At 50.4% G+C, this 25,905-nt stretch carries 23 protein-coding genes; 9 read left to right on the top strand and 14 right to left on the bottom strand.

The window, feature by feature from the left end; genetic code table 11:
* Positions 1-35 precede the first annotated feature (35 nt).
* Entirely contained in the window at positions 36-269 is a 234-nt protein-coding gene (locus KDC22_RS15040) for a hypothetical protein (RefSeq protein WP_246553590.1), read from the bottom strand.
* A 390-nt stretch (positions 270-659) separates the two neighbouring features.
* Here KDC22_RS15040 and KDC22_RS15035 point away from each other — a divergent pair, with 390 nt between their 5' ends.
* The 5 genes from KDC22_RS15035 (at position 660) to KDC22_RS15015 (ending at position 7,800) form a co-directional block, all read left to right on the top strand.
* The gene (locus KDC22_RS15035) at positions 660-2,213 is read left to right on the top strand and encodes a response regulator (protein ID WP_246553730.1); all 1,554 of its coding nucleotides are present in this window, start codon (positions 660-662) and stop codon (positions 2,211-2,213) included.
* Positions 2,214-2,231: 18 nt separating this feature from the next.
* Positions 2,232-3,974, top strand: coding sequence for a sensor histidine kinase (locus KDC22_RS15030; protein ID WP_211723637.1), 1,743 nt, complete (start codon positions 2,232-2,234; stop codon positions 3,972-3,974).
* 115 nt (positions 3,975-4,089) lie between these two features.
* Entirely contained in the window at positions 4,090-5,775 is a 1,686-nt protein-coding gene (locus KDC22_RS15025) for an ABC transporter substrate-binding protein (RefSeq protein ID WP_211723636.1), read from the top strand.
* Positions 5,776-5,896: 121 nt separating this feature from the next.
* A complete protein-coding gene (locus KDC22_RS15020) occupies positions 5,897-6,859 on the top strand; it encodes an ABC transporter permease (RefSeq protein WP_246553588.1) in 963 nt (320 codons plus the stop codon).
* A 17-nt stretch (positions 6,860-6,876) separates the two neighbouring features.
* Entirely contained in the window at positions 6,877-7,800 is a 924-nt protein-coding gene (locus tag KDC22_RS15015; RefSeq protein ID WP_173126740.1) for a carbohydrate ABC transporter permease, read from the top strand.
* 149 nt (positions 7,801-7,949) lie between these two features.
* Here KDC22_RS15015 and KDC22_RS15010 read toward each other — a convergent pair whose 3' ends face one another.
* Both KDC22_RS15010 and KDC22_RS15005 read right to left on the bottom strand, forming a co-directional pair.
* Entirely contained in the window at positions 7,950-9,446 is a 1,497-nt protein-coding gene (locus KDC22_RS15010; protein WP_211723635.1) for a monooxygenase, read from the bottom strand.
* Positions 9,447-9,470: 24 nt separating this feature from the next.
* Positions 9,471-9,926 (bottom strand): RidA family protein, encoded by a 456-nt coding sequence (locus KDC22_RS15005; RefSeq protein WP_246553586.1) that lies wholly within the window; start codon positions 9,924-9,926, stop codon positions 9,471-9,473.
* Between the two features lie 232 nt (positions 9,927-10,158).
* Here KDC22_RS15005 and KDC22_RS15000 point away from each other — a divergent pair, with 232 nt between their 5' ends.
* Positions 10,159-10,638, top strand: a complete 480-nt coding sequence (locus KDC22_RS15000; RefSeq protein WP_246553584.1) for a MarR family transcriptional regulator — start codon at positions 10,159-10,161, stop codon at positions 10,636-10,638.
* Between the two features lie 183 nt (positions 10,639-10,821).
* On the opposite strand, the gene KDC22_RS14995 is transcribed toward KDC22_RS15000, so the two are convergent.
* On the bottom strand, positions 10,822-12,744 hold the full coding sequence (locus KDC22_RS14995; protein WP_211723634.1) for a serine hydrolase domain-containing protein: 1,923 nt from the start codon (positions 12,742-12,744) through the stop codon (positions 10,822-10,824).
* 327 nt (positions 12,745-13,071) lie between these two features.
* Between KDC22_RS14995 and KDC22_RS14990 the strand changes: the two genes are divergently transcribed.
* Together KDC22_RS14990 and KDC22_RS14985 are read left to right on the top strand one after the other, a co-directional pair.
* Positions 13,072-14,334, top strand: coding sequence for an IS110 family RNA-guided transposase (locus KDC22_RS14990; RefSeq protein ID WP_211721899.1), 1,263 nt, complete (start codon positions 13,072-13,074; stop codon positions 14,332-14,334).
* A 505-nt stretch (positions 14,335-14,839) separates the two neighbouring features.
* Positions 14,840-15,364 carry a MepB family protein gene (locus KDC22_RS14985; protein WP_173126731.1) on the top strand — a complete coding sequence of 175 codons (525 nt, stop codon included), beginning with the start codon at positions 14,840-14,842 and terminating at the stop codon, positions 15,362-15,364.
* Here KDC22_RS14985 and KDC22_RS14980 read toward each other — a convergent pair.
* The 4 genes from KDC22_RS14980 to KDC22_RS14965 all read right to left on the bottom strand — a co-directional run bounded on the left by KDC22_RS14980 (position 15,343) and on the right by KDC22_RS14965 (position 18,478).
* Positions 15,343-15,981 carry an ABC-2 transporter permease gene (locus KDC22_RS14980; RefSeq protein ID WP_211723633.1) on the bottom strand — a complete coding sequence of 213 codons (639 nt, stop codon included), beginning with the start codon at positions 15,979-15,981 and terminating at the stop codon, positions 15,343-15,345. The genes KDC22_RS14985 and KDC22_RS14980 overlap by 22 nt on opposite strands.
* Position 15,982: 1 nt before the next feature.
* On the bottom strand, positions 15,983-16,846 hold the full coding sequence (locus tag KDC22_RS14975; protein WP_211723632.1) for an ABC transporter ATP-binding protein: 864 nt from the start codon (positions 16,844-16,846) through the stop codon (positions 15,983-15,985).
* Positions 16,836-17,222 (bottom strand): GntR family transcriptional regulator, encoded by a 387-nt coding sequence (locus KDC22_RS14970; RefSeq protein WP_211723631.1) that lies wholly within the window; start codon positions 17,220-17,222, stop codon positions 16,836-16,838. The genes KDC22_RS14975 and KDC22_RS14970 overlap by 11 nt, the downstream gene beginning before the upstream one ends.
* Positions 17,223-17,368: 146 nt before the next feature.
* Entirely contained in the window at positions 17,369-18,478 is a 1,110-nt protein-coding gene (locus KDC22_RS14965) for a metallophosphoesterase (protein ID WP_211723630.1), read from the bottom strand.
* A 246-nt stretch (positions 18,479-18,724) separates the two neighbouring features.
* On the opposite strand from KDC22_RS14965, the gene KDC22_RS14960 reads away from it, so the two are divergent.
* Positions 18,725-19,963, top strand: coding sequence for an MFS transporter (locus KDC22_RS14960; protein WP_211723629.1), 1,239 nt, complete (start codon positions 18,725-18,727; stop codon positions 19,961-19,963).
* A gap of 87 nt (positions 19,964-20,050) precedes the next feature.
* Here the strand turns inward: KDC22_RS14960 and mnhG are convergent, their stop codons facing one another.
* The 6 genes from mnhG to KDC22_RS14930 are packed head-to-tail and all read right to left on the bottom strand — an operon-like array spanning position 20,051 to position 25,871.
* Positions 20,051-20,446: a monovalent cation/H(+) antiporter subunit G gene (mnhG, locus tag KDC22_RS14955; RefSeq protein ID WP_211724049.1), complete on the bottom strand. Its 396-nt coding sequence runs from the start codon at positions 20,444-20,446 to the stop codon at positions 20,051-20,053.
* Complete coding sequence (locus KDC22_RS14950; protein ID WP_173126715.1) at positions 20,421-20,714, bottom strand: Na(+)/H(+) antiporter subunit F1; 294 nt, start codon at positions 20,712-20,714, stop codon at positions 20,421-20,423. Before KDC22_RS14950 ends, mnhG begins: the two co-directional genes overlap by 26 nt.
* Positions 20,711-21,190: a Na+/H+ antiporter subunit E gene (locus KDC22_RS14945; RefSeq protein ID WP_211723628.1), complete on the bottom strand. Its 480-nt coding sequence runs from the start codon at positions 21,188-21,190 to the stop codon at positions 20,711-20,713. Before KDC22_RS14945 ends, KDC22_RS14950 begins: the two co-directional genes overlap by 4 nt.
* 6 nt (positions 21,191-21,196) lie before the next feature.
* The gene (locus tag KDC22_RS14940; protein WP_211723627.1) at positions 21,197-22,675 is read right to left on the bottom strand and encodes a Na+/H+ antiporter subunit D; all 1,479 of its coding nucleotides are present in this window, start codon (positions 22,673-22,675) and stop codon (positions 21,197-21,199) included.
* On the bottom strand, positions 22,672-23,007 hold the full coding sequence (locus KDC22_RS14935) for a Na(+)/H(+) antiporter subunit C (RefSeq protein ID WP_211723626.1): 336 nt from the start codon (positions 23,005-23,007) through the stop codon (positions 22,672-22,674). Before KDC22_RS14935 ends, KDC22_RS14940 begins: the two co-directional genes overlap by 4 nt.
* The gene (locus KDC22_RS14930) at positions 23,007-25,871 is read right to left on the bottom strand and encodes a Na+/H+ antiporter subunit A (RefSeq protein ID WP_211723625.1); all 2,865 of its coding nucleotides are present in this window, start codon (positions 25,869-25,871) and stop codon (positions 23,007-23,009) included. The genes KDC22_RS14935 and KDC22_RS14930 overlap by 1 nt, the downstream gene beginning before the upstream one ends.
* Positions 25,872-25,905: the final 34 nt, after the last annotated feature.

Raw genomic sequence — 25,905 nt, 5'->3', positions numbered from 1 at the left:
ATTAGTTATCAGGGCAGTCTCATAGGCTGCTTAGCTCACACACTCTGCGATATGAGCTCGCGCGGAGTGGAGCCTGCTCCATCCGTTTCGGAATCCGTTGTTTGATCCAGTTCCTCCACACGTGCCACATTCAGCTCCTGCTCATTCTGATGAAGCTCCTTGACCATATTCCTGTAGATATGGGCTTCTTGACGGTCCAAGCCGTCACGATTCTCTTTCATAATCCAGGTTTCCATGGTTTTCTTGAGAATTTCGCCTTTTCGTTCCAACAGTTTCGTATAAGTCAACAATCTTCATTCCCTTCCTGATGCTTGATTTCAGATGCCGGGTGGTGAAGCGCTGATGATTACCTCCGGCGTAATGTTTACTATTATACGGCAAAGCTGCGTAGACCCCAACGGGGAGCATCATGCCTCAGACAGAGTGAGCAGTGCTGAGCGCAGAAGACCCGGACTCAGCCTGCCGGTTCGTAAAAGTACGGTCATATGCTCCCATTTACAGCCCTATACAATCTGAAGTATCTTGTCTTTCGTTGGAGATTTTAACATCAGCAGTTAACTTCTGACTAAACATTGCTTATAATGATTTCACTACAGCTTAACCTTGGTATAGCTCACTTTCAGCCAGAATAACCCGAAGGAGGAAATATATTGTATAAAGTGCTGATTGTAGATGATGAAATCTTTGTGCGGAAGGGCTTAATCAAGATATTGAATGAGAGCTCGCTGCAATTCGAAATTTGCGGGGAAGCCGAGAACGGGGAGCAAGCGCTTACCCTGATTGAACAATTGAACCCGGAGCTGGTCATCGCCGATATCCGCATGCCTGTGCTGGATGGTCTGGGTCTGATCCAGAAGGTGAAGACGGAGCTTAAGCAGCAGCCGATATTTATTATTCTAAGCGGATACGCTGATTTCTCGTATGCCCAGCAAGCCTTCCGTTACAATGTCTCCGACTACATCCTCAAGCCGGTTGACGAACAGGAGCTTACCGCCGCCCTGAACAAGATCACCCGTACGCTTAATCAGAAGCAGCTCCTCTCCATCACTAAGGAAAAGCCCCTGGTCGAGACGGTCATCGAAAGCCTGCTGCAGACGCAGCCCGATGATCAGGTCATGGAACGGATTGCCTATGCGCTGGAGCTACCGCTCTCCTCTTCCTATACTTATGTCATTGCTGAAGTCCAGGACCAGCTTCCACCCGGCGAAATGGATTATATGCCTGCTCTGAAGACCTCGCTGCAGCATTATTTCCGGCAGGAGGTACAGACGCTGCTCCTTCATGTGCGCACGAATAACCAATACGGCATTATCGTGCCTGAGCTGTGGATGGATGAGCGGAATCGCGGGGAACGGAGCAGCTATAGCAACCTGCTGGATACACTGGAGCGGGAGCTTGGAACCACCCTGGCTTTCTTTATAGGCCATAATGTAAGTCATCTGAAGCAGATTGTTGTGTCCGGCGCCAGTGCCGAGAAATGCCTGAATTACCGGTTTGCCGCCGGTTTCCAAGGCATTTATATGGCGGACGAGCTGCTTGAGCTGCCTTTATATTATTTTGATATTGATGAAGGGCTGCACAGCAAGCTCATCTATGAGGTGGAAGCCAATAACGCCGTAGGCTACAGCACGGTGGTTGACGCGATATTCACCCTGTTTCAGGAACGCCACTTCGCACCGGGGGCTGTCACGAACACAATCCGGCGCAGTATGATTGCCATCATCAACATTATCCGCCAGCTTGAAGGCGATGAGAACACGCTGCAATGGATGACGGAGCTGCTCCACTGGCCGCTTAAGTACCGTAATCTGCATCAGCTGAAGCAGGTTTTTCAGCATTTTATCCGTGAGGCCGCTGAATATATCGCAGAGAAACGCGGCGGCAAAAGCGAAGGCAATATTGAAAAAATAAAGAAATACATCGACGGTCATTACCGGGAAAACATCTACCTGAAGGGGATTGCTTCCGATTTCGACATGAATCCGGTCTACCTCGGGCAGTTATTCCGCAAAACCTACGGAGTGTATTTCAATGAATACCTGCTGACGCTGCGGATTGAGGAAGCGAAACGCCTGCTGCGCCAGACCAAGAAACGGATGTACGAAATTGCTGAGCTGGTCGGCTTCCAGAATGCTGATTATTTCGCCACCCAGTTCGAAAAGCTTGAGAATATGACCCCTACCGATTACCGCAATATGATGATCGGGCAATAAATAAGGAGGCTCCCTTCCGTGTTCAACTTTCGTCTGAATCATATGAAGCTTAGAAGCAAGCTGATCGTCATCTACATTGTATGCGTGTTCATTCCAATCATCCTGACCAATGTGATGTTCTACCGGGTAACCACTGCCAATATCAAGAATCAGAAGACCGCGGATGCCGAGCAGGCAATGACCCTGTTACAAGCCGAGCTGAGGACGGTTATTGAGGATGCCGCAGGCATCTCCTACCTCTACTCCATTGACCGGCAGCTCATTCAACATCTGAACACCACCTATGCGTCCACAGACCGTTATGTGGAATCGCTGAATGCCATCTCGAATCTGTTCAACCGCACCGACAAGGAGAATAAAATCATGAGCTCCTCTGTCATCATGACGGACAATCCAACCGTTCTCGCCTCGGGCCATATCATAAAATTCGAGGATGAAATGCGGAATCAGGACTGGTATAAACAGATCAGTCAATTCAGCAATACACATCCCCATCTCTATGTTACGCCTGACAGTATCAGTGTCATCCAAAGACTCACCGACCGCCGGCTTGAGACCTATGAGCATGTGTTCAAAATTGATCTGAATATGAACTATATCCGGCAAATTCTGGACTTATCCAGCTTCAGCGGGGATTTCTACATTCTCGACCCTTCCGGTCAAGCGCGCTTCGGCCGTCTCTCCAGCGGTACACCCAGCAAGCTGGTTACGTCAGGACAGGTCCTTACTCCGAATGAGATTCCCAAGCCGAAGCAGGCCATCGTGATCGACAAAACCTATCAGAATAACCGTTACTTAAGCGGATGGTCCATCTATGGCGTGCTGGATGAAGCGCTCATTCTGTCGGATGTGAGACAATCGGGCCAATTTATCCTGTGGTTTGCCGGGATTAACTTCCTTGTGCCTACCCTAGTGATCGTGATCATGTCCCGTTCGATCCACACACGTATCAAAAACATCCTGAAGCACATGAAGTCCGTGAAGGACAAAAATTTCGGTCTGATTCCCTATCACCTGGAGCGGGATGAGATCGGTGAGCTTACGGTAGAATTCAACCGGATGAGCAAACGGATCGAGAATCTGATCAATGATGTATATGTGGCTGAGATACAGAAGAAGGAGCTGGAGCTGCGGCAGCGGCAGGCACAGCTTCATGCGCTGCACAGCCAGATTAATCCCCACTTCCTGTTCAATGCACTGGAGACCATCCGGATGCGGAGCATGATGAAGGGCGAGACCCAGACGGCCCGGACGATCCAGAACATGGCGAAGATCTTCCGCAAATCAATCATGTGGAAGAGCAGCTTCGTGACGATCCGCGAGGAGCTTGAATTAATCGAGAGCTTCCTGGAGATTCAGAAATACCGGTTCGACAACAAGCTTGAATATCACATCGAGGTGGACCAGTCCTTGCTGGGCATCGAGATTCCGAAGATGGCCTTCCTGCCTTATGTGGAGAACGCCAGTATTCATGGCATTGAGAATATAGCCGGGATCGGCTATATCAACATTCAGATCGCCCAGGAGAACGGTCAGATCGTGTTCGTTATTGCGGATAATGGCGTGGGAATGGATCAGGAGAAGATCCGGGAGCTTCAGCATTACTTCGAGGACACTTCGGCTATGGGGGACTCCATCGGTATGAAAAATGTGATTACACGGCTGAGAATATACTACGGCGAATCCTTCACCTTCACTATCACCAGCGAGCCTGGAGCGGGAACACGCATCATGCTCAGGCTGCCGCTCCATAATAAATAAAGCCTGTTTCTTAATTATTCAAAGACTGATCTAAGGTTTGCCCTGTAACAAAGTTAAACGCTTTCTTTTATAATGAGGATGTTCAATAGCACAAGGTAAAGAAAGGGGATATGAAATGCGTACAAAGAAATGGTTGCAAACCGGACTGGCTGTTGTTATGGCTTCGGCACTCCTCATTGTCGGCTGTTCGAACGGCAACAATGCAGGAGGAAAGAACAGTGAGTCCGGCGGAGAAAACAGCGAAGTCAGCACAGAACCGGTAACATTCACTTACTTCGGCTTCGGGGCCAACAAGGATACCATGGCCAGTGATACCACCATCGGTAAGAAGCTTCAGGAACAGACAGGTGTAGACTGGAAAATGGAATACGTAGTTGGCGATGGAAGCACCAAGTCCGGTGTTATGATTGCCGGAGGCGACTATCCTGATGTCATCTCTCCAGTCGGCGAGCTGGCCAAGCTGCTCGATGCCGGTGCATACATTCCGCTTAATGATCTGATTGAGAAGTATGGCCCTAACATCAAGCGCGTCTACGGCGACTACATGAACAAGATCACCAATGAAGACGGCAATATCTATATCCTTCCCTTCACTGCAAATGTAAACGGATACTTGTCGCCTCCGGACCCTAGCAGCACCTTCTGGATGCAGAGACGCGTCCTTAAGGAATTCGGTTACCCGGAAGTGAAAACGCTTGACCAGTACTTTGACCTGATTGAGAAATACCAAGCTAAGTACCCTAAGGTGGATGGCAAAGACACCATCGGCTTCGCCACCTTCGCCGGTACAGCCGGTGAATTCTTCACCATCACCAACCAGCCAATGCATCTGGCCGGTTATCCGAATGAAGGCGGCGTCCTGGTGGACATGGAGTCTCATGAAGCCAAGCTGTATCAAGGAACCGAAGATGAGAAGCGCTGGCTGGCCAAATTGAACGAAATGAACGGCAAGGGTCTGGTTGACCCTGAGACGTTCACAGCGAACAAAGACCAGTATCTGGCGAAGCTGACCTCCGGCCGTGTACTTGGATATGTCAACTATTCCTGGCAGATCAACGACGCCACTAACAACCTGAGATCCGCCGGTAATGACGACCTGCGTTACGTTGCCCTTCCTATCGTATTTGACGAAGGCATTAAAGACGCTTATGTTGATCCTCCTTCCTTCGTGAACAACCGCGGGCTGGGCATCTCTGTCAGCGCGAAGGACCCGGTCCGCATCATCAAGTATTTTGACAACCTGCTGACCGATGAGAACCAGAAGCTTGTAGAGTGGGGCATTGAAGGCGAAACTTACACTAAGAACGCTGAAGGCCGTATGGTGATGAACGAAGAACAGCTGACAAACCGCAACGACAATGATTTCAAACGTAAATTTGGCTTCGCTTATTTCGATTATGAATGGCCGCGTTATGGCGACAACTCCGTGTATGATGACGGAAATGCCCATGTTCCGTTCAACCAGCCGGAAGTTGCAGCCATCAACTACACCGAAGGCGACAAAACACTGCTGAAGGCCTACAACCTGAAGACCTTCTCCGACTTCTATGCTGAGCCGGTAGAACGCCCATGGTACCCTGCCTGGAGTATCGAGAAAGAACCGGGCTCCCCTGAACAGCTATTCAGCCAGAGAGCCGGCGATCTGCAGCAGAAGTACTATCCTCGCATGGTGCTGGCAGCCCCTGGCCAATTTGAAAAGGTCTGGAATGAATACCTGGCAGAGTATAACAAGCTGGACGCCAAGGGCTACGAAGAATTCATGACTAACAAGGTAAAAGCCCGCGTTGAGGGCAAGTGGTAAGCTGACCGCTAACCGCAAGCATGATGAACCGGGAAAAGTGAAGCTCGCCTTCACTTTTCCCTTCTACACTTACACTGGTTAGCAAATAGAGAATATGGAGCTAGGAAAGGGGACGGTACAGGTGGGGAAAACCGCTGTGCAGTTGGCAAAATCGAATAACACCGGCACTTCGCGCTTCAAATCTTTTTTTAAAGAGCTATCTAAACAAAAAATGCTGATGCTGATGTCACTGCCCTTTCTGTTATGGGTGATTGTATTCAAATACCTCCCGCTATGGGGATGGACGATTGCTTTTCAGAAATTCAAGCCAGCCAAGGATCTGTTCGACCAGAAGTGGGTCGGCTGGGATAATTTCAAGTTCCTATTCCAGGAACCGCAGTTCTACCGCGTACTTCGTAACACTCTGGTTATGAGCTCCATTAACCTGGTACTGGGTTTTGTAACGGCCATTGTGCTGGCCCTTCTGCTGAATGAGCTGCGTAATATATTCTTCAAGCGCACCGTGCAGACGATCAGTTACCTGCCTTACTTTATTTCCTGGGTCGTAGCGGCTAATATCGTGCAGATGGCACTGGCACCGGAAGGGATCATCAATGTGCTGCTGGTCAAAATGCAGCTTATTGATCATCCAATTCTGTGGCTGGGCGAAGGCAAGTACTTCTGGGGAATACTCGGGGTTACGGAGGTCTGGAAGAATGTCGGCTGGAACACCATCATCTATCTGGCAGCCATCACCTCCATCGACCCTTCTCAATATGAAGCGGCTGAGATTGACGGGGCTTCCCGTCTGCAAAGAATGTTCTATATTACCCTGCCGGGTATCAAGCCGGTTATCGTGCTGATTCTGATCATGAACCTGGGCCATATTCTGGAGTCCGGCTTCGAGGCGCAGTACTTGTTAGGTAACGGGATGAACCTCGACTACTCGGAGAATCTGGATATTTTCGTACTGAAGTACGGGATGCAGATGAATAACTTCGGGCTTGCCACCGCAGCGGGTATGTTCAAAACGCTGGTCAGCTTCATCTTCTTGATCGCAGCCAATAATATCGCCAAACGTATGGGCGAAAGCAGATTGTACTAGAAAGGAGGACACAAGTTATGGCTAAATCCAAAGCTAATTCATACCGGAATTCTTCATTAGGTGACCGGATCTTTGATATCTGTAATACGGTCTTCATGATTCTCTTGGTGACTGTCACCCTCTACCCGTTCCTGAATATGTTTGCTCTATCATTCAATGAAGCGAATGACTCCGTCCGTGGGGATATCTATATCTGGCCGCGGGAATGGACACTGCGGAACTTTGAGTATGTGTTCAGTGAATCCAACATTTTCTATTCGACTTTCATCTCCGCAGCACGGACGATTGTCGGAACTGTGGTCTCCGTATTCTGTACAGCGATGCTTGCCTATACGGTCAGCCGTCCGGAATATAAGCTTAAGAAGTTTGTGTCTGTCACGTTCATCTTCACCATGTACTTCAGCGGCGGTCTGATCCCGGGCTACCTGCTGATCAAAGAGCTGAATATGCTTAATACCTTCTGGGTCTATATTATCCCGGGTATCATCGGCGTATTTAATATGATTGTCATTCGTTCCTTCATCGAGGCACTGCCTGAGGGGCTGATGGAATCGGCCAAAATCGACGGCGCCGGAGACTTCATTACGTTCTCGCGTATTGTACTCCCGCTGACGGTTCCGGCTCTGGCTACTGTCTCCTTGTTCGTAGCGGTCTATCAGTGGAACTCCTGGTTCGACGTCTTCCTGTATAACTCATCCATGCCGAACCTGAGTACGCTCCAGTATGAGCTAATGAAGATGCTGTCTACGTCCAACACCGCGATGTCCAGTTCTTCGGCAGCCGATGCCTTTGCGAACGCGCAGGGCAACAAAGCGACCGTTACACCGACCTCTATCCGTGCCACGATGACCATTGTGGCCAGTGTACCGATTATCATCGTCTATCCGTTCCTGCAGAAGTATTTCGTCAAAGGGATGGTTGTCGGCGGGGTCAAAGGCTAAGTATTACGGGCCAAATAATACCGTTAACACAAACAAGCGATCCACCGGGGCTGTCGGCCTCTGGAGGGTCGCTTGTTTTTAATTGCAAGCCCTAATTCATTAGATCCTTGAACGTGGCAGCGAATCAGTTACTCACCTCGAACGAATTACTACACGGTACTGTCTCCGCACCAGCGAGTGATTCCTTCATTTATGGTTTGCATTGGATTTGGAACGGATAGAGGAATCGCCCAGGCAATATGTCCATCCGGGCGAATAAGCGCCGTGTGGACGTCGTTCCAATCCGCGTCAGCCTCAGCCAAAGAGGCATGTACAACTTGAAGGTTGCTATATGTTTCCCATTGACTGCTATTCTGTTCATTAGAATGGAAATGCAGCAGCAGAAAAGTACCTTTGTGTAGTAACGGATAGGCGTTAATCAATGGCCCGTCTTTCAGCTTTAAGCTTAGATCCTTGAAACGTTTCCCATTTAAAGGATGGGGAGGCGCTTCGGCGTCTGGATCATAATGTACATCCATTGCAGAAACTTGTGCGGCGATTTGATAATTAGCCTCCGGTATTTGAATCAGTTCAGCTAACATGCTTCGAAGTTCCGTGATAGGGGGAGTCACGTCCAGAAGCAGGGTTTGGACCTCGGTATTCCGGAGCAAGGCCGTATTCCATGGAAAGCGTTCGGCATGATAACTGTCCAATAGCCAGTCCGGAGCCCAGCCTTTGATTGCTCCTGCAAGCTTCCAGCCTAAGTTCATCGCTTCTTGTAAGCCGACGTTCATTCCCTGTCCACCAGCGGGAAAATGAATGTGCGCCGAATCTCCCGCCAAGAACAATCGACCCTTCCGATAGCGTCCAGCTTGCCGCGTCGCATTTCCGAAACGGGACATCCATTTCACATCGTTCAATCCCAGATCGCTTCCGGTCGTACGGATGAGCGATGAACGAAATTCTTCCAATGTAACGGGCTCATCCTTAGAGATGTTACGTCTCTCCATATCGATCATCAAGACCCGATACATATGATCATTGATCGGCATGATACTGACCAATCCTTTTTCTGTAATCCGGGATATGACACTCATAGGAGCCAAATCAGATAGAACGGCATCCCCCAGAATCGCCGTGAAGGTCGCATCTGTACCTTCATATGATATATTTGCATGCTTGCGAACCAAACTTCTGGCTCCATCCGTACCTACCACATAAGCTGATCTTAACGTTCTTTCTCCATGAGGTCCTGCGATCTTAACGTCAACCCCATCCTCATCCTGGTGTACAGATAGAGCCTCAACCTCTCTCCAGACCTCTGCGCCAAGGCTAAGCGCCCATTCCTCCAACACCTTCTCCGTCTCACTCTGCGGTAAAAAGAGAGTGTGATTGGAAGAAGAATCCAACACCGTGAAATCCAAAGGAGTTTCTAATCCGGCGAAATGTCCTCTCGAAAGTAAGCGGCCTTGACTGATTAATTGTGATTTCACTCCACGCATATCTAATATTTCAAGAGTTCGAGGATGTACCGTAAGCGCACGTGAATAAGGGGTTGTCTCTTTTAATCGCTCAATGACGCAGACCTTTACACCGGCTAATGCCAATTCCCCGGCCAGCATCATGCCGACAGGTCCGCCGCCGATCAGGATGACTTCATATTTCATATCAAACCCCTCTTTTCTTAAACATTATGGGAAGATCACGATAGCGTCTATTTCGATAAGCCATTCAGGATCGGCTAGTGCTTGAACGCCTATATAGGTACTTGCTGTCTTCGGCCAGTTAGGGCCAAACACATGAAATCCTGCCTCAAAAATATTCGAAATCAATTCCGGGTTGTGGTTTACAACAAAAATATTCATTTTTACAATGTACAAGGGATCCGCTTGCACGGCTTCCAATGCATACTTAAGGTTGGTGAACACTTGAATCGCTTGCGCGTAATAGTCCCCTGAACCGACCAATGATCCTGTTTCATCTACAGAAACCTGACCTGAGATGAAGGCCAATTTGGAGGCAGTAGTTACCACGACATGAGAAATTACAGATGTAACCTTATCTGTCAAGGTCTTCGGATTTACGGCTTCCATAGGCAGGTATGCTCCATTTCCATATTTATAAATTCCCTCTTGAAAAGTGGACAAGTATTTCCGGCAAACCTCCTTCATCAATTATTGTTTCGTTAGAACCTTTTTTATCGCCTGTTAAAACAAGTGTGCTGAAAATTATATAAAATTTTAGTTTCATACGAAACAATATAATTTTACTTGGTTACTGTTTACCATGTCAACCCCAATCCCAATCTGGGTATGCCCGTATGTTTCTCAGAGAACAATCTATGATATAATAAAACAAATAAGTCGAGGAGCCAGCATAATGATGGATACTGCCAGTAAAAACAAAACTGCCATTCATGAATTTTTCGTTCAGTTTCTTGAGCAAAAAGAGCAATATGAAACCCGAATAACTGCCACATACCTGAAGGATATCCGGAAGCATATTGAATCAGAATTTAGCTTGAATATGACGGAGCTGCACACCATTGCGTGCATCGGAGAGCAGGAGCCGATCAATCTCACTTCCATCTCGGAGAGAATCAATTTAAGTAAAGGAAATACCTCTAAGATCGCAAATAAATTACTAAAGGCAGGTTGGGTGCGAAAAGCCCAGTTCAACGACAACAAAAAGGAAGTGTATTTTCGGCTAACGCCTATCGGCAAAAAGCTATTTGCTGCTCATGAGGGGCTTCATGCGAAGGAAAAGCAAAGAATGTACGAATTTTTGGAAAGATATAACGAAAGCGAGCTCGAATTTATTAAACGGCTGTTTGGAGATATGGTGGACTTCTATCGCTAACGAACCCAATGAATTGTACATAGGTTAGAGCCCATTGCAGAAATGAAAACGGCTACGCCATCCTCTTAAGGACAGCGTAGCCATTTATACAGAAAATGAAAGGTATTCTGTCGATCGCCACGAACAGATGATTGTCGCACACGTGGGGTTCAGATAGCCGCTTCTCCGCCCTTCCCCTGCTGCTTAACTGTAAAATTCCCAGAATATAAGCTGGGCCAGTAGAATTGCCATCATCACCATGGGCACGATGACGGACCAAGGATAACGGGCCGTTGAAGCAGGCGACGGAGTCAGGTGCCTCCTCCTGGTTATAAACAGCGCAGCGATAAGCAGTGCAGCCAGTCCGGTTAGCGCAATATTCACTATGATCTGCGGATACACCTCCGCATAGGCACGTTCATTGTTGCTGAGCATGCGTAAGGCCAGCACCAGATTGTTCGCTACCAGACCAGTACCTGTTAAGATCAGGCTGAGCGCCAGCTTCCCGCCGGAACGGGGTGCAGTACGGTTGCGGCGGGCTCTACGTTTATGGAAAAGTGCCTGTACCAGCCATACAAACGGGGCCGCCACGAAATAGACAATAACGAGTGCCGCAAGTGCTGCACTCAGCAGCAGGACCGGCATGGACCGGCCAGGAGACAGCGGCAGATAATCGGAGGTATACACCGAGACGGCCTCTACCTTCCCCTCACTGACTTTGGCATACAGCATCGGCCAGGCATCCAGCCCTGAATCCCCACCCGTCTTCTCATAGAGGTAAGGCTGAACCTGCTGATAGCTTCCGCTCATCCCGGCAAGTGACACCTGAAGCTGATCTGCTCCCTGTGGCTCAAGCTTCATCATCGTGAGATAAGGGAACAGCTTCATGAAGCCATGTCCGGGACGGCGCGCTGCCACGAATCGGCCTTCTACCTCTGATACGTCCGGCAGAACCGCTGCCTCCGTCTGCGCTCTCTGTCCCACTACTGCCTTGGTCAGACCATGAACAATATGGGATTCGCCCGCCTGATTCGTCATAATCACGACTGCAAACCGCTCTTCAGGCACCAGCATAAGATTGGTGGCAAAAGCAATCGTGTTCCCGCCATGCCCCATCGTCCGGTGAACTCCCGGATACTCCCAGAACCCGTGGGCGATGCCCGGCATGTCTTCAGCAGCGGAATGACTGCGGGTCAGCATCGTATCCAGCGTTCCTGACTTCTGAAACAGCGGGGATTGCTCTCCGGCGGCAGGCATGAAGGCCATGGCGAACTTGGCCAGATCCTCAGCCGTCCCGTTATTTCCGCCGTTCGGGTACATGGACATATAATTCCATGACCCTTGATTGAAGGAGCCTGGTCCGGCGAAGAAGTATCCCTTGGCCTTATGCTCCAGCAGCTCCGGGCGGTCTTCCACCACAGAATACGCCATGGAATGCTTCATGCCCAGCGGCTCAAAAATATGCTGCTGGACGTATTCATGATACGGCTGTCCGCTGATGCGCTCCACAATATAGGCAGCCAGTGAGTTGCCATAGTTAGAATAAGCGACTACCTCTCCGGGTCTGTAGATCTGTGCGGGCTGGGCCAGCTTCAGCCCCTCTTCCAGTGACCGCACTTCCTCAGGTGACTGGTAGGCCATATCGAACATATACTCTTCAAATCCGGCATTATGGTTCATCAGATTCAGCATCGTAATCGGCTCATCGTATTTCAGCTTCTTCAGGAAATTCTCCGGCAGCAGCTTACGGACATCTTGATTCAGGTCCAGTTTGCCCTGCTCCGCAAGCTGCATGACGGATGCCCATACGGCAAGCTTGCTGATGGAGCCCCATTCCATAACCGTATCCGGGGAGACGGGGACCTGATTCTCCACATCGGCATAGCCGTACCCCTTGGACAGAATTACCTGTCCATCCTTCACCATAACCACGGATGCGCCTACGGTCTGCTTCCCTATGTACTCTTTTACATAATCGTCGACAAAAGCTTCCAGACCGGTCAGCGGAATGCCGGACGGGGTAGCTCCCCCTGCTCCGCCGCTGCCTTGCTCAGCTGCAAATGCTGTAAGGCTGCCCGATAGCAGCAATAGTGCCGCGAGCATGATTGTAATGCTTCTTTTCAACAAATAAGACCTCTCCTTTAGTCGAGTAAAATCATGCAGCCCTCCTATTCTAACAAAAAATCTCACCGATTACCGGGAAATTTCCTTCGCGTATAAGGAGCACTTAAGTTTTGAACTTGAAGCTTCGTCGTCACTGCGGTGAACATTTGGACTTCCGGCCGCTGCCCATCCCCAGATTTCTTGCTTTATTCCGCTGTTCGCGGTGGAAATCCGGTGACAAAGCATTCCTGTATCCCCTTAAATTTGGGCTTTGAAATTTAACGAGCACCTCCTTATGATAAATGGTGTCCACGACGACAACCAATCATCTATAAGGAAGGTGCTCTTACTATGAAGTTTAAACAATCGGCCCAACAAAATCAACGCATTGAACGTATTACCCCTCATCATCTTATTGTGGGGATCGACATCGCCAAATTCACTCATGTCGCTCGTGCCACCGACTACCGAGGCATCGAACGTGGAGCCTATCTTTCCTTTTCCAATGATCAGGAGGGGTTTAAAAAGCTGTTTCAGTGGATGCAGGCGCTCCAGATCCAATTTCACAAAACCGATGTCATTTTCGGTGTGGAGCCCACCGGTCACTACTGGTTCAATCTGGCGCTCTGGCTTCAAGAGAAGCAGCTCGAACTCGTTCTCGTCAACCCTTTTCAGGTGAAACGCAATAAAGAAAACCGGGACAACTCCCCAACGAAAAATGACGTCAAGGATGCCTTAGTGATTGCCGACATGGTCAAGAATGGCTACTACAGCGACCTATACCTGCACACGGGACCGTTTCAGGCGCTTCGGCAACTGGTCAACACCAGAGACTACATTTCCAAACAAGCTTCCAGTATAGTCAATCAAATCTACCGCTGGACTGACATCTACTTCCCTGAGTTCCAGCAGGTCTTTAAAGACATCACTTCGAAGACCGCTCTGGCAACGTTAGCCGAATTTGCTCATCCTTCCGATCTTTGCACCTTGTCGGTTCAAGAGGTCATTGTAGGGTGGAAGAAGCGTTTAAAACGTGCCGGTAGCCACAAAGTCGCCGTCGCTCTCCTCCACGCGGCACAACGAACGGTAGGCAGCCCAGAGTCCGTCGAAGAAGCTAAACTGAGTCTATCGATGCTTTTACAGCAACTACAGTTATTTCACGACCAAATGGAGCTACTGAAGGAGAAGATTCATCACATCCTTCAAACCATTCCCGCCACGAAGAGCTTGCGATCGATTAAAGGGATCCATGACATTACCTTGGCGGCGTTATACAGTGAAGCAGGTGACTTCAGCCGCTTTGCCCACGGCAACCAATTACTTCGTTTAGCCGGTTTACATCTGTCGGAGAACAGCTCAGGCCTCTACAAAGGCCAAGTGAAAATTACGAAGCGAGGGCGACCTGGACTGCGAAAAATCCTCTTTATCGCCGTATTTCAGATGGTCTCCGTCAATCCGGAATTTCGGGCACTTCATCAGTATAACAAACGAGTGAAACACATGACTGGCATGAAGTCCATCATGAAGCTGTGCGGGAAGCTCGCACGCATGCTTGTAGCGATGTCCAAGAATGGTTCCGACTATGATGTGTGCAAGGTAAACTCTGCAGCCTAAGACCGAAAGTATCCACTTGCCAACTGGCTCATTCGCAGGATTCATCATGAAGCATGAGTACCGTTACGACCGCCTAAAGGGCTCAGACCCGTGGACAAAGCACTGACGGACTCCATCTCCTTGATAGGTGTAACGAAGGAATGTAAGGGCATCGACCCGTTGAGACATGGGAGGGTAAACCACAAGGTTAAAGATGGAGCATGCAAATAAAGGGATTTAATGGGAATTGTCTTGTGTCCCCTTATTTGGTTATGCCCGTACCGCCACCTTAACCCCCACCCGCTCTGCTTCGTTACTGCATTTGTATTCATAACGAATGAAATCCTGCGAATTAGCGAGCTAGCGTAAGAAAACTGAATCATAAGGAGGGAGGCGGTCGCTACCGCTCCTACAGTTCCAAATTTCCCCTCCGCTTTTTTTGCTTTTTGTTATTTTCTTTAGTGCTTCTTATATAGTATCTTTAATAGAAGCAACATGATCACCTTTATGGGAGAAGGGCTTACTTATGAATAAATTCCACACCACCTTAGCTTATATTAATGAAACCTTGTACGCGCCAGCCGGCTTCATTGCCGATTCCATACGTGAAGAACCGCAGAATGCCGAATATGGAGCGGGTACATTCCAACTGGGTGCCCTGTCGGTCCGGTTTCGGGTTGCCAAAATTACCCCCACGAAGACCGGTCAATTCGTCGCGATGTGGGAAAAAAATGCCGAGCGTAAAAACCAGGCCTTCTCCTATGCCGATGCCCCTGATTTGCTGGTCATTAACACCTTCCACCCCGTCAGCGGGGAGCTTGGACAGTTTGTTTTTCCCAAAGACCTGCTGAAAATGCATGGCGTGCTGGCAACCGATAATGCACCGGGTAAAATGGCGATACGGGTATATCCGGCCTGGGATACCGTCACCAATAAGCAGGCTTCAGCTACTCAGACATGGCAGCTCCCTTATTTCGGAAGAGTTGATCCGATGAACAATCACCATATGCAGGTGTTAACCTCGTTGTATCAGAATTCTTTATTCCGATGAATCCGCACGGCAAACAGATAGGACACTGCGAACAGGAGTACAGCAGGGATCAGGGTGACATACCCGGTCTCAGGACCATTAAAGTTCACATCGCCCATATACAGGTTCAGCAGCATCCACACCAGGAGACGGAGGCCCAGCGATAGCCCTGCCGATATCATCACCATCTGCTCGCTTTTTTCCACACCGAATTTAAGAATGACCGGATAATAGATCGCCAGGGTGGAGATAGATAAAGATAAACCGAAGGTATACCCGGTGGACAGGTTCAAATGTGCTATGTCTCCCTTGCTTACATAGGTTAATGCCAGAGTCACCAGACTTACAGCGGTGCCCATGAGGATTAACATCAGGAAGGACAAATACTTCGCATGGATGACCGTTCTCCTTCTGATCGGCATGGTGAGTTCAAACCGGTTCCATTTAGAAGCCTCATCCATCTGCAGGGAGGCCCCGATGCTCAACACAAAAATCCAAATCTGCGCCGCAATGACTGCATTCAGTACGCTGCGATCCACCCCGGCAAAGGAAACCAGCGACAGAAGCAGCGCAATGCCGAGGGAGGATTTGATGTTATTTTGCAGTGAGTAATAATTATTTAACAGCAGCCCGCGCATATTATTTCTCCCCCTTTACGAGCAGCAGCAGAATCTCATCAATGGATACCTGATCCACCGTAACGCCGCTGTACTTCTGTCCAAAGCCTTGTTTATCTTCGACCAGCACATCAATCTGATGCTCCCTTACTCTATAAGTCAGCCGATCTCCTTCCGCAATCCGCTTGAACTGTTCTCTTGTGCAGCGGGCAACACCATAATCGTAGATCAGCTCATCTTTCACTGCCGTCAGAATAATCTTCCCCTGATGTATGAAGGTGATATGATCAGCAATTTTCTCAAGATCGCTTGTGATATGGGAGGACATCAGTATGGCGTGGCGCTCATCCTCTACGAACTCCAGGAACACCTCCAGTATCTCCTCTCTGGTCACAGGGTCGAGGCCTGAGGTCGCTTCATCAAGGATCAGCAGCTTGGGATGATGCGACATGGCGGCGGCTATGGCAAGCTTCATTGTCATGCCCCGGGAGAATTCCTTGATCTTTCTATTCATTGGCAGGGCGAACTTGTCCGTAAGCCTCACGTAGAGCGCCTGATCCCATTGCCTGTAGATTCCGCGCATTACCTTAGCAAGCTTGCCGGGGGTCAATACCTCCGGGAAATTAGCAGAATCAAGTACAACCCCGATGTCTTCGCGTAATGCAGTGTCTCTATCCGTCATCTCCTGGCCCATCAGCCGGATCGTCCCGCTGTCCTTATGAACGGTATTCAATATAGATTTGATGGTTGTCGTCTTACCGGCCCCATTCTCCCCCACGAACCCCATAATTGTTCCGCTGGGAATGGAGAAGGATACATCGTCCAGCACAAAATCAGAATCAGCATAGGACTTGGTCAGTCCGGTTATTTCTAAACTAAGATTCATGATTACCCTCCTTATAAAAGATAGTCAGCATCTCAACCATCTTCTCCAGTTTGATTCCGCCCGCACGGGCGATTTCTGCAGCTTGTCTCAGATGCTCATCTGTCTGCTTCTGCTGCTCTTCCTGAAATACATCCCGGCTCACGGCGGAGACAAAGCTTCCGCGCCCCACCGTAGTGTCGATGAATCCGTCGCGCTGCAGCTCCTCATAAGCCTTTTGCACCGTAATTACACTGACCTGAATGGACTTGGCCAAGGCGCGCATCGAAGGAATGGAATCTCCCGCCTGAAGCTCCCCACTCATAATCTTGCCTTTGATCTGTGAAGTGATCTGTTCATAAATGGGCTTGTTTCTGTTGCTGCTGATGATGATCTCCACACGTTTCCTCCTTGTGCGAACAGTGTACTTATTGTACCAGTACAATATAACTGATCTATTGGTTTTTGTAAACCTGCTAAATAACCATACTCTTATGACATACAAAAAGGGCCAACCCCAGCTTGAGGTCAGCCCTTCCGCCTTACCTATTGTGCATTCGAGAATCGAACATGAATGGACACTACCTCCGAGCGTGAGCCGATACGGATCGGCGGCCCCCAGAAGCCATAGCCTGAAGAGACGATGGTATGAAGCTGTCCTTTCTGCAGATAACCCCAGTCATTCTCGAACACTCTGGAGGTGATCAGATTGGCAGGCGCGATCTGCCCGCGGTGCGTATGGCCGGAGACCATCAGATCGACTCCCTGCTCCTCGGCGGTACTGAATTCAACCGGCTGATGCTCCAGCATGAACACCGGCTTGGCAGGATCTATGCTCTTGGTCAGATCCGCCAGCTTCGCGCGTTCCTTATCACTATAATCCTTGCGTCCGATCAGCGTCAGCCAGCCTCCCACCTCGACGTCTTCGTCATAGAGCACCTGAATTCCGCTCTCCTCCAGCAGGCTGAGGATCTCCTCGGTCCCGCCTTTGAACCGGTCATGATTCCCAAGCGAGGCGTACACGCCAAGCGGAGCTTCAATCTCCGATAAAACTTCGCCGATCCCCTTCTCCTTATAAGGCCGGACATCATCATCTACAATATCGCCGGGGAGCAGAACAAGATCCGGCTGGAGCGCATTGATCTCCTTGACCATCCGCTCCGCATGGCGTTTGCCGGATAAATAGCCGAAATGCATATCTGAAGCCATCACGACATGAAGCTCGCCGTTCGCCGGTCCCGGCTTGTCGATCTGTACCTCATAGGCACGCACAACCGGACTGTAAGCATTATAGCTCCCATATCCAATCAGGCCCACCAGCACCACCAGCGTCAGGATACCGGACCACTTCTGAACGGCATGGCGCGGCAGGCGGCTCAGCTTCGTGAGCCAGACCATAAGATGCACGAGCGGCAGCAGCATGAGGAGCAGACTGAATATGGCCAGCCAGTAGCTCCCGATAACGCTAAGGATGGCCGATCCGGCCACTAGCCGGGAGAGGATCAGCGAGCTGGCCAGGAAGATCAGCGCAATGATATAGAATAGCCGGAATCTGCCCGACACTACCGGCTTAATCCAGCCCCAGCCGCTCCAGCCAATATAGAATACAATTAAGGCGTATATCGTAATAAATACCAGCCCGAGAATAATAAACATGTCCTCAACTCCAATTTGTGATAAATAACCAATTTGTGATAAATAAATATAGGGTTTGGCTCTTGATAAAGTCTTACTGCTTCCCATAGAATATATAGATTGAACTTGTATGTGGAAATCCGCAGACAAAGGCGGACGCTGGCGCTCCTACAGTGCCAAAATTCTCCTCCGCCACTCTTCCCTTTAGTTTAATTTTAAGTTCAATCTACGCGGTATATTCAAATGACAACCTTGGAGGACTTCATCATGGCCAAACCCTTTTTTCCGCGGCTGCAGGGAAACAGCCGGGGCTGCTTGACCTTTGAGCCTTTTTTCCTGATTCCCTTTAGCATGTTCTCTACCTATGCCACCCTGTACATGTACGAGCTGGGTCTGACGGAGCTGAACATCGGATGGATCACAACCATCGGACTGATTGTACAGGTGTTCTCGTCTTTGCTCAGCGGATATTTAACGGACCGTTTGGGACGCAAGCGGGCTATTTTATATTTCGACCTGCTGAGCTGGAGTCTGGCAACCTTGCTGTGGGCCTTTTCACAGAACCTGTGGTTTTTTGTGGCGGCCGCGGTGATCAACGGCTTCCAGCGTGTGCCTCATATTGCCTTTTACTGCCTGATTGTAGAAGACACCCGTCCCTCTGACCGGACCTATGTATTCACATTGCTGCAGATCATCGGAGTTATCGGAGGACTGTTCGCACCGCTGGGCGGTCTGCTTGTCCACCAGTATGGCATGGTCACGGGCATGAGGATCATGTATGTGCTTGCCTTCCTCTTCATGACCTTCCAGTTCGTAGGCCGTCATCTGACAACCCGGGAGACCGAGGCCGGGATCAGGAAACGGCAGGAGATCCGGGAGCTTAGCCTTAGAGAGAGTCTGGTTGAATATGGCGGCGCCTTCCGTGACCTGGGGGCTGAGCGCAATCTGCTGCTGATCTTCGGCGTCTATATTCTGTTCAACTTCCAGGCCACGCTGAAAAGCACCTACCTGTATCTGTATCTCGCAGATTATATTCATCTGGATAGCGGCATTCTCTCTCTGTTCCCGGCGGTGTCCTCGGTCATCATGCTGCTGACCCTGTGGCTGCTGATGCCCAGAATCCCGGATCAGAGCGCTAACCGCTCCATGATGGCCGGCTTCGGCTTATCTGCTCTCTCGAATGCCATGCTGGTTCTCTATCCTTCAGCAAGCTTCATCTGGATCGGTCTTAGCACCATTCTCGCAGCTGTGGGACTGATGATCAGCTCTCCTTATCTGGAGGCCGCCGTGCAGAACGCGATTGATGATGATAAACGGGCGAAGGTATTCTCTATGCTGTCCGTGCTGATCCTGGTGTTCACCGCACCTGCGGGCATTATCGGTGGCTGGGCGTACAAGCTGGACCCGCGAATCCCCTTGTGGCTGGTTACGGCAGCCTTTGCCGCCTCCTATCTGCTGCTGCATCTCTACCGCAGACGGACCGCACACCAGCACGCTTCTCATTAACCTTTGCCATCCGTTCATAGCCAAATATCACAACAGGGATGTCCCGCAGCGACTCATGGTGCTTCGGACATCCCTGTTCTTATTTGATTATGACGAGGATGAATCGGTCTTCACCTGTTCCTTCAGCTGTTCCTTCTCCAGCGCCCCCTTGAGGTCATCCTGGATGCGGCGGTTCCAGAGCGGAACACCGGAACGGTAGGCCGCACGGCCGGTCAGATGGGCTGACAGCGGCGAAGTCATGAATACGAAGACGATTCCCAGCAGCAGCTTCGCACTGACGAAATCGAGAAAAAAGGCAAAATAGAGAAACGCGCCGCTGAGGATACAGAGCACACCCAGCGTAGCACTTTTGGCTGCGGCATGTGATCGCAAATAGACATCCGGCAAGCGGATCAGCCCCACGGAACTGACGGCGCTTAGCAGTGCACCGGTCAGAATAAGCAGGACAAACAGTAATTCAACTGCCGTCTTGATCATTTCCATATTCAAACACCACTCCCCTTTCGATATATCTGGCCAGTGCCATCGTGCCGATAAAAGAGAGAATTCCGATGAGCAGAATATATTCGATATAAGCCTCAGTCTTAAACAGGATCGAGAGAACCGCTACCATCGCCAGCAGATTGATTCCTATGGTATCCAGCGCGGCCACCCGGTCAGGCAGTGAAGGTCCCTTGACCAGCCGCCAGGCGCAGATGGCAATAGAGATTACCATAATCGAAAGCGACAGCATGAGGATAAAGTGAATCATGAACGGGTCACCTCCAGAATCGCGCGTTCAAACGTATTGCGGATATTCGCGTCGAACTGCTCCACATCCGTTATATCCATCGCATGAATATATAGGGTGCGGTTGTCTTTGGATACCTCCAGCACGACGGAGCCCGGTGTAAGGCAGAGCATGGTGATCAGCACCGCTACCTCCCAGTCCGACTTCAGCTCTGTATGGTACATCAGAATAGCCGGGCGGATGTTGAGATTCGGTCTAAGCACTGCCTTCACCACAACATAACTGGATATGACCAGCTCCCGCAGCAGCAGACCCGCCAGCTTCAGGATCGCCCACACTTTGCCCAGATACAGCCGCCCGCCGAAGAACCGGCGCATGACAATGAGAACGGCAACCCCCAGCGCGTACCCGACGATGAAGCCGGAGGCCGTCCAATCATTATTCAGGAACATCCACAGGAAGGCTATCATGAGATTCAATAATATTTGAAAGGCCATCTTCATCTACTCCTTCATGACAGCGTTAATGTACGCTGCCGGATCAGCGAGTACCGCACCGGCCTGCACCACATAGCCGTTCACCAGCTCGGCGCCGATACCCATTAGGATCACGAGAACAAACAGCACGGCAGCCGGTGCCATCATGGCTTTGTAGCGCAGAGGGCGGATTTCTTCTTCGTTCTTCTCGCCTCCCCAGAATACCTGCTGGAACACTTTGATCAGTGAATACAACACGACGAAGCTCGAAGCCAGGGCGATGAGCGCAAGCACGGTATGCTGCTCCCCGAAGCCGCTGCGGACCATCATGACCTTCCCGGCAAAACCGCTAAGCGGAGGGACTCCCACCAGGGCCAGAGTCAGGATGAAGAACATCCAGCCCGTCCACGGATACCGGCGGATTAGACCGCCCATCAGCTTAAGCTGCTCGGTTCCCGAGGCCGCAATAATCAGTCCGCCCAGGAAGAACAGCAGCGCCTTGGCAATCATATCGTGCATCAGATAGAACACTACCCCGCTCAGAGAGTCCTGAGTTGCGACAGAAATGCCGAATGCGATGAATCCCACGCTGATCACAATATTATAGTTGAAGATCCGGCTAAGATCATTGTACGCCAGCGCCCCTATGGCTCCAAGAATCATAGTGGCTCCTGCCATCCAGCCGATCAGCGTATGTGTCAGGCCCATATCATGCACGAAGATCAGCGAGAACGTCCGGGTAATGGCATACAGTCCTACTTTGGTGAGCAAGGCTCCGAACAAGGCCCTTACTGCCTGCGGAGGGGCACTGTACGAATCCGGCAGCCAGAAGAACAGCAGCAGACCCGCTTTGAGCGAGAATACCAGCAGCAGCAGTACGGCAATAACACTCATCACACCGCCCTGCCCGGCCTCTGCTACACGCATGGCGAGATGTGCCATGTTCAGTGTCCCGGTTGCTGCGTACAGATAGGCGATTGCGGCTACAAACAAGGTAGAGGAAATGACATTAACCAGTACATATTTGAGCGTCTCACGCAGCTGCACTCTCGTTCCACCGAGTACAATCATGGCGTAGGAGGCCACCAGCAACACCTCGAAGCAGACAAACAGGTTGAACAGGTCTCCCGTGAGGAACGAGCCGAACACACCGGTCAGCAGGAAATGGAAGAACGTATAATAGTAGAACCGCTCCCGCTCTTCACCGATGCTGGCGAAGGAAAAGAACAGACAGGCCGCTCCCACCACCGCAGTCGTCAATACGAGCAGCGCCGCAAACATGTCGGCAACGAAGACGATCCCGTAGGGCGGGATCCATCCCCCCATGTACAGTGTTTGAATCCCGCCAGTATTGACCTGGTACAGAATCATTATCGCAACTGCTATATTCACTAGTACACTGATTGCACTGATTATACGCTGCAGCTTTATCTTTTCTTTCAGAAAAATCAGAATTACCGCCGTAAAGGCCGGAATCAGCAAAGGCAGCACCAGCAGGTTGTTCATGGTCTCTCCCCCTTGCTTCCTTCCACATCATCCGTACCCGCCGAGCGGTAGGCCCGGTAGGCCAGGACGATGAAGAACGCGGATACCCCAAAGCTGATTACAATCGAAGTAAGGATAAGCGCCTGCGGCAGCGGATCAACATAATTATCTGCCTGCTCTCCAAGCAGAGGCGAAGCGCCTGTCTTCAGTCCCGCCATCGTCAGCAGCAGCAGATGAACGCCGTGAGCCAGCAGCGTGGTTCCCAGCAGGATGCGGAGCAGGCTTTTGGACAGGACCAGATATGCACCTACGGTGAACAAGACACCGATCGCCAGGGCAATAAGGATCTCCATCAGTTATCCCTCCCGACCGTAAAGATGATATTCATAGTGACACCGATGACCGAGAGGTATACGCCCAGATCGAACAGCATCGCCGTAGTTAGCTCTGTCTTGCCCATGACCGGCAATTCGAAATAGCCGAAGGCTTGGGTCAGGAACGGAACATCGAATACAAAGGAACCCATGCCTGTGAGAAAAGCAATAGAGATTCCGACGGCTATTAACTTACGATAATCGACAGGCAGTACCTTCTCAACGAATTCTGTACCAAAGGCAATGGCAATCAGCACGAGTGCCGCCGCCGCCATCAGCGCTCCGATGAAGCCGCCTCCCGGCTGGTTATGACCGGCAAAGAACAAGTACAGGGAGAAGGTAATGATAATCACGAAGGCCACTTTGGCGACCGCCTTCAGCAGCACATCATTGCTGCGGGCATAGCGTTGCGGGTTGTCCACAGGTTTGCTTCTGATCAGAACAGACGATTTGTCCTGGTCAAGCTGTAGCTTGATCATGGAATAGATAGCCAGTGAAGCCAGACCCAGCACGGTGATTTCAAACATGGTATCGAAGCCGCGGAAGTCAACCAGCAGCACATTGACCATGTTTTTGCCGCCGCCCAGCTTGTAGCTGTTCTCCACATAGAAGCTTGAGATCGACTCGAACGGACTGCTGCCAAGCGCAGCCAGGGCAACCAGTGTCATCGTAGCGCCGAATCCTACGGCAATGATCAGCTTGGGTACCTTCAGCCGGAACCGGACCTTCTCCCGCTCAAGCTTTGGCAAATGCCGGAAGCAGAGCAGGAACAGCGTGACCGATACCACTTCAACGATCATCTGTGTCAGTGCCAGATCGGGGGCGCGGAACAGGATGAAGAGCAAGGTCACCATATAACCGACCATCCCTGTTAGCAGAATCGCCGAGATTCTGGACCTGGCGAACGGAATAGCGAGCACGCCTGCCAGCATGACCAGCACTGCAACGACTTCGAAGAAGGTGACCGGAGCATACTGCCCCTGGCCGAATGTAATGCCTTCCGAATACAGCATGGAGCCGCCAACCGTTACAATAATCAAGGTGAAGATGTACATCAGATAATGACGCATGGAACCTGTCATATATAGCCCTGTCACTGCACGGGACGCCTGCTCTACAAGACGGATACTCCCGTCATATGCCTGTGTCAGCGTATATCCGCTGCGCCATTCTTTCTCAACGAGGCTGAAGCGGCCATATACACGGTATACAATAATCCCTAGAATGATCACGCCCAGAGTCATCCAGACCTCGGTTGTGAATCCATGCCAGAAATGAATATTCACCTCAAAAGGTTCGGTTGCTGCGAGCTGCGGATGAATGGCATTCATCCCCGGCACGATCAGTGTCTTCGACAGCATGTTCGGGAACAATCCGGTGACAACAGCCAGCAGCGCCAGGAGGACTGGTGGAAGCAGAAGGCCGAACGGCGCTTCATGCGGTTTTTTGTCCAGCTTCTCCGGCTGATATTTGCCAAAAAAGGTATGGAAGACCATAATCATGCTGTATGCAAAGGTAAATATGCTTGCAATCCACGCCAGAACCGGGAAGATGGTGAAAAACGACCCGGGGCTGAAGATATCCAGCTGTCTGATATTCAGCACAGCCGTGAAGAACATTTCCTTGCTCAGGAATCCGGCAAACGGGGGAAGCCCCGCCATCGAGAAGCTGCCAATCAGCGCCAGCGTAAAGGTTACCGGCATCAGAGACACCAGTCCCCCGAGCTTGCGCAGATCACGTGTATTCGTCTCATGGTCGACAATTCCGACCACCATGAAGAGCGAACCTTTGAATATGGCATGATTAATTAAATGAAATAGTGCTGCCGTTGTTGCGGCGGTATAGAATACAGCCTCTTCCCCTGTATAGAAGGACGCGGCAGATCCCATTCCCAGTAGTCCCATAATCAGTCCAAGCTGACTGATTGTAGAATAGGCTAACAGAGCCTTCAGGTCCGTCTGCTTCATCGCCTGGATCGATCCATAGATCAAGGTGATCAGGCCGACACCCGACACAATCCAAAACCACTCATGTTGCCCCGCGAACACCGGGCTGAAACGTGCTACCAAATATAAACCGGCTTTGACCATAGTTGCCGAGTGCAGATAAGCACTGACCGGAGTCGGCGCTTCCATCGCATCAGGCAGCCAGATGTGGAAGGGGAACTGGGCCGATTTGGTGAAGGCACCCAGCAGAATCAACAGCATTGCAGGAATGAACAGCGTCTGTCCGCTGATGTCGCCGACCTGGCTCCAGATCTCGCGGATACTGAACGTTCCCGTCATCACATACAGCATTAAGAAGCCTGCGAACATTGCCAGACCGCCGAAGACGGTAATCAGCATTGACTTTTGTGCGCCATAGCGTGATTTCTGTCTCCGGTGCCAGTAGGCAATTAGAAGGAACGACGAGACACTCGTGAGCTCCCAGAATCCGTATAACACCATGAGATTATCGGACAGCACGACTCCAAGCATCGCCCCCATGAATAACAGAAGATATACATAGAACGGCGTCAGCTCTTCCTTGCGTTTATCCAGATAAAAGATGGAATAGATAAAGACCAGGGTGCCCATTCCCGTAATTAATAAGGCAAACAGCAAACTTAATCCATCCAGGTGGAAGACCAGATCAATACCAAGGGAAGGAATCCAAGACAAGGTCTCATATCCGAGATCCCCTCCCTTGATGACTGGAATCCGGGTCAAGAAATATATGAATAACGCCAGCGGTGCGGCTAATACAAGCCATCCTCTATGGAGCTTTCGCATCCTCCCGCGTAAGAGCGCTATCATCAGGGCCAGGAGAAACGGAACAAGAACGGTTATATGCAGCAAAGGCAAGCCTCCTTTTCCATTTTACAATTTGGGTTGTGAA

The organism is Paenibacillus tritici (genome assembly GCF_018207515.1).
In the GTDB taxonomy this organism is placed as follows: domain Bacteria; phylum Bacillota; class Bacilli; order Paenibacillales; family Paenibacillaceae; genus Paenibacillus_AQ; species Paenibacillus_AQ tritici.
Note: the sequence above shows the minus strand (reverse complement) of the source record. Positions and strands in the feature narration are given on the sequence as shown.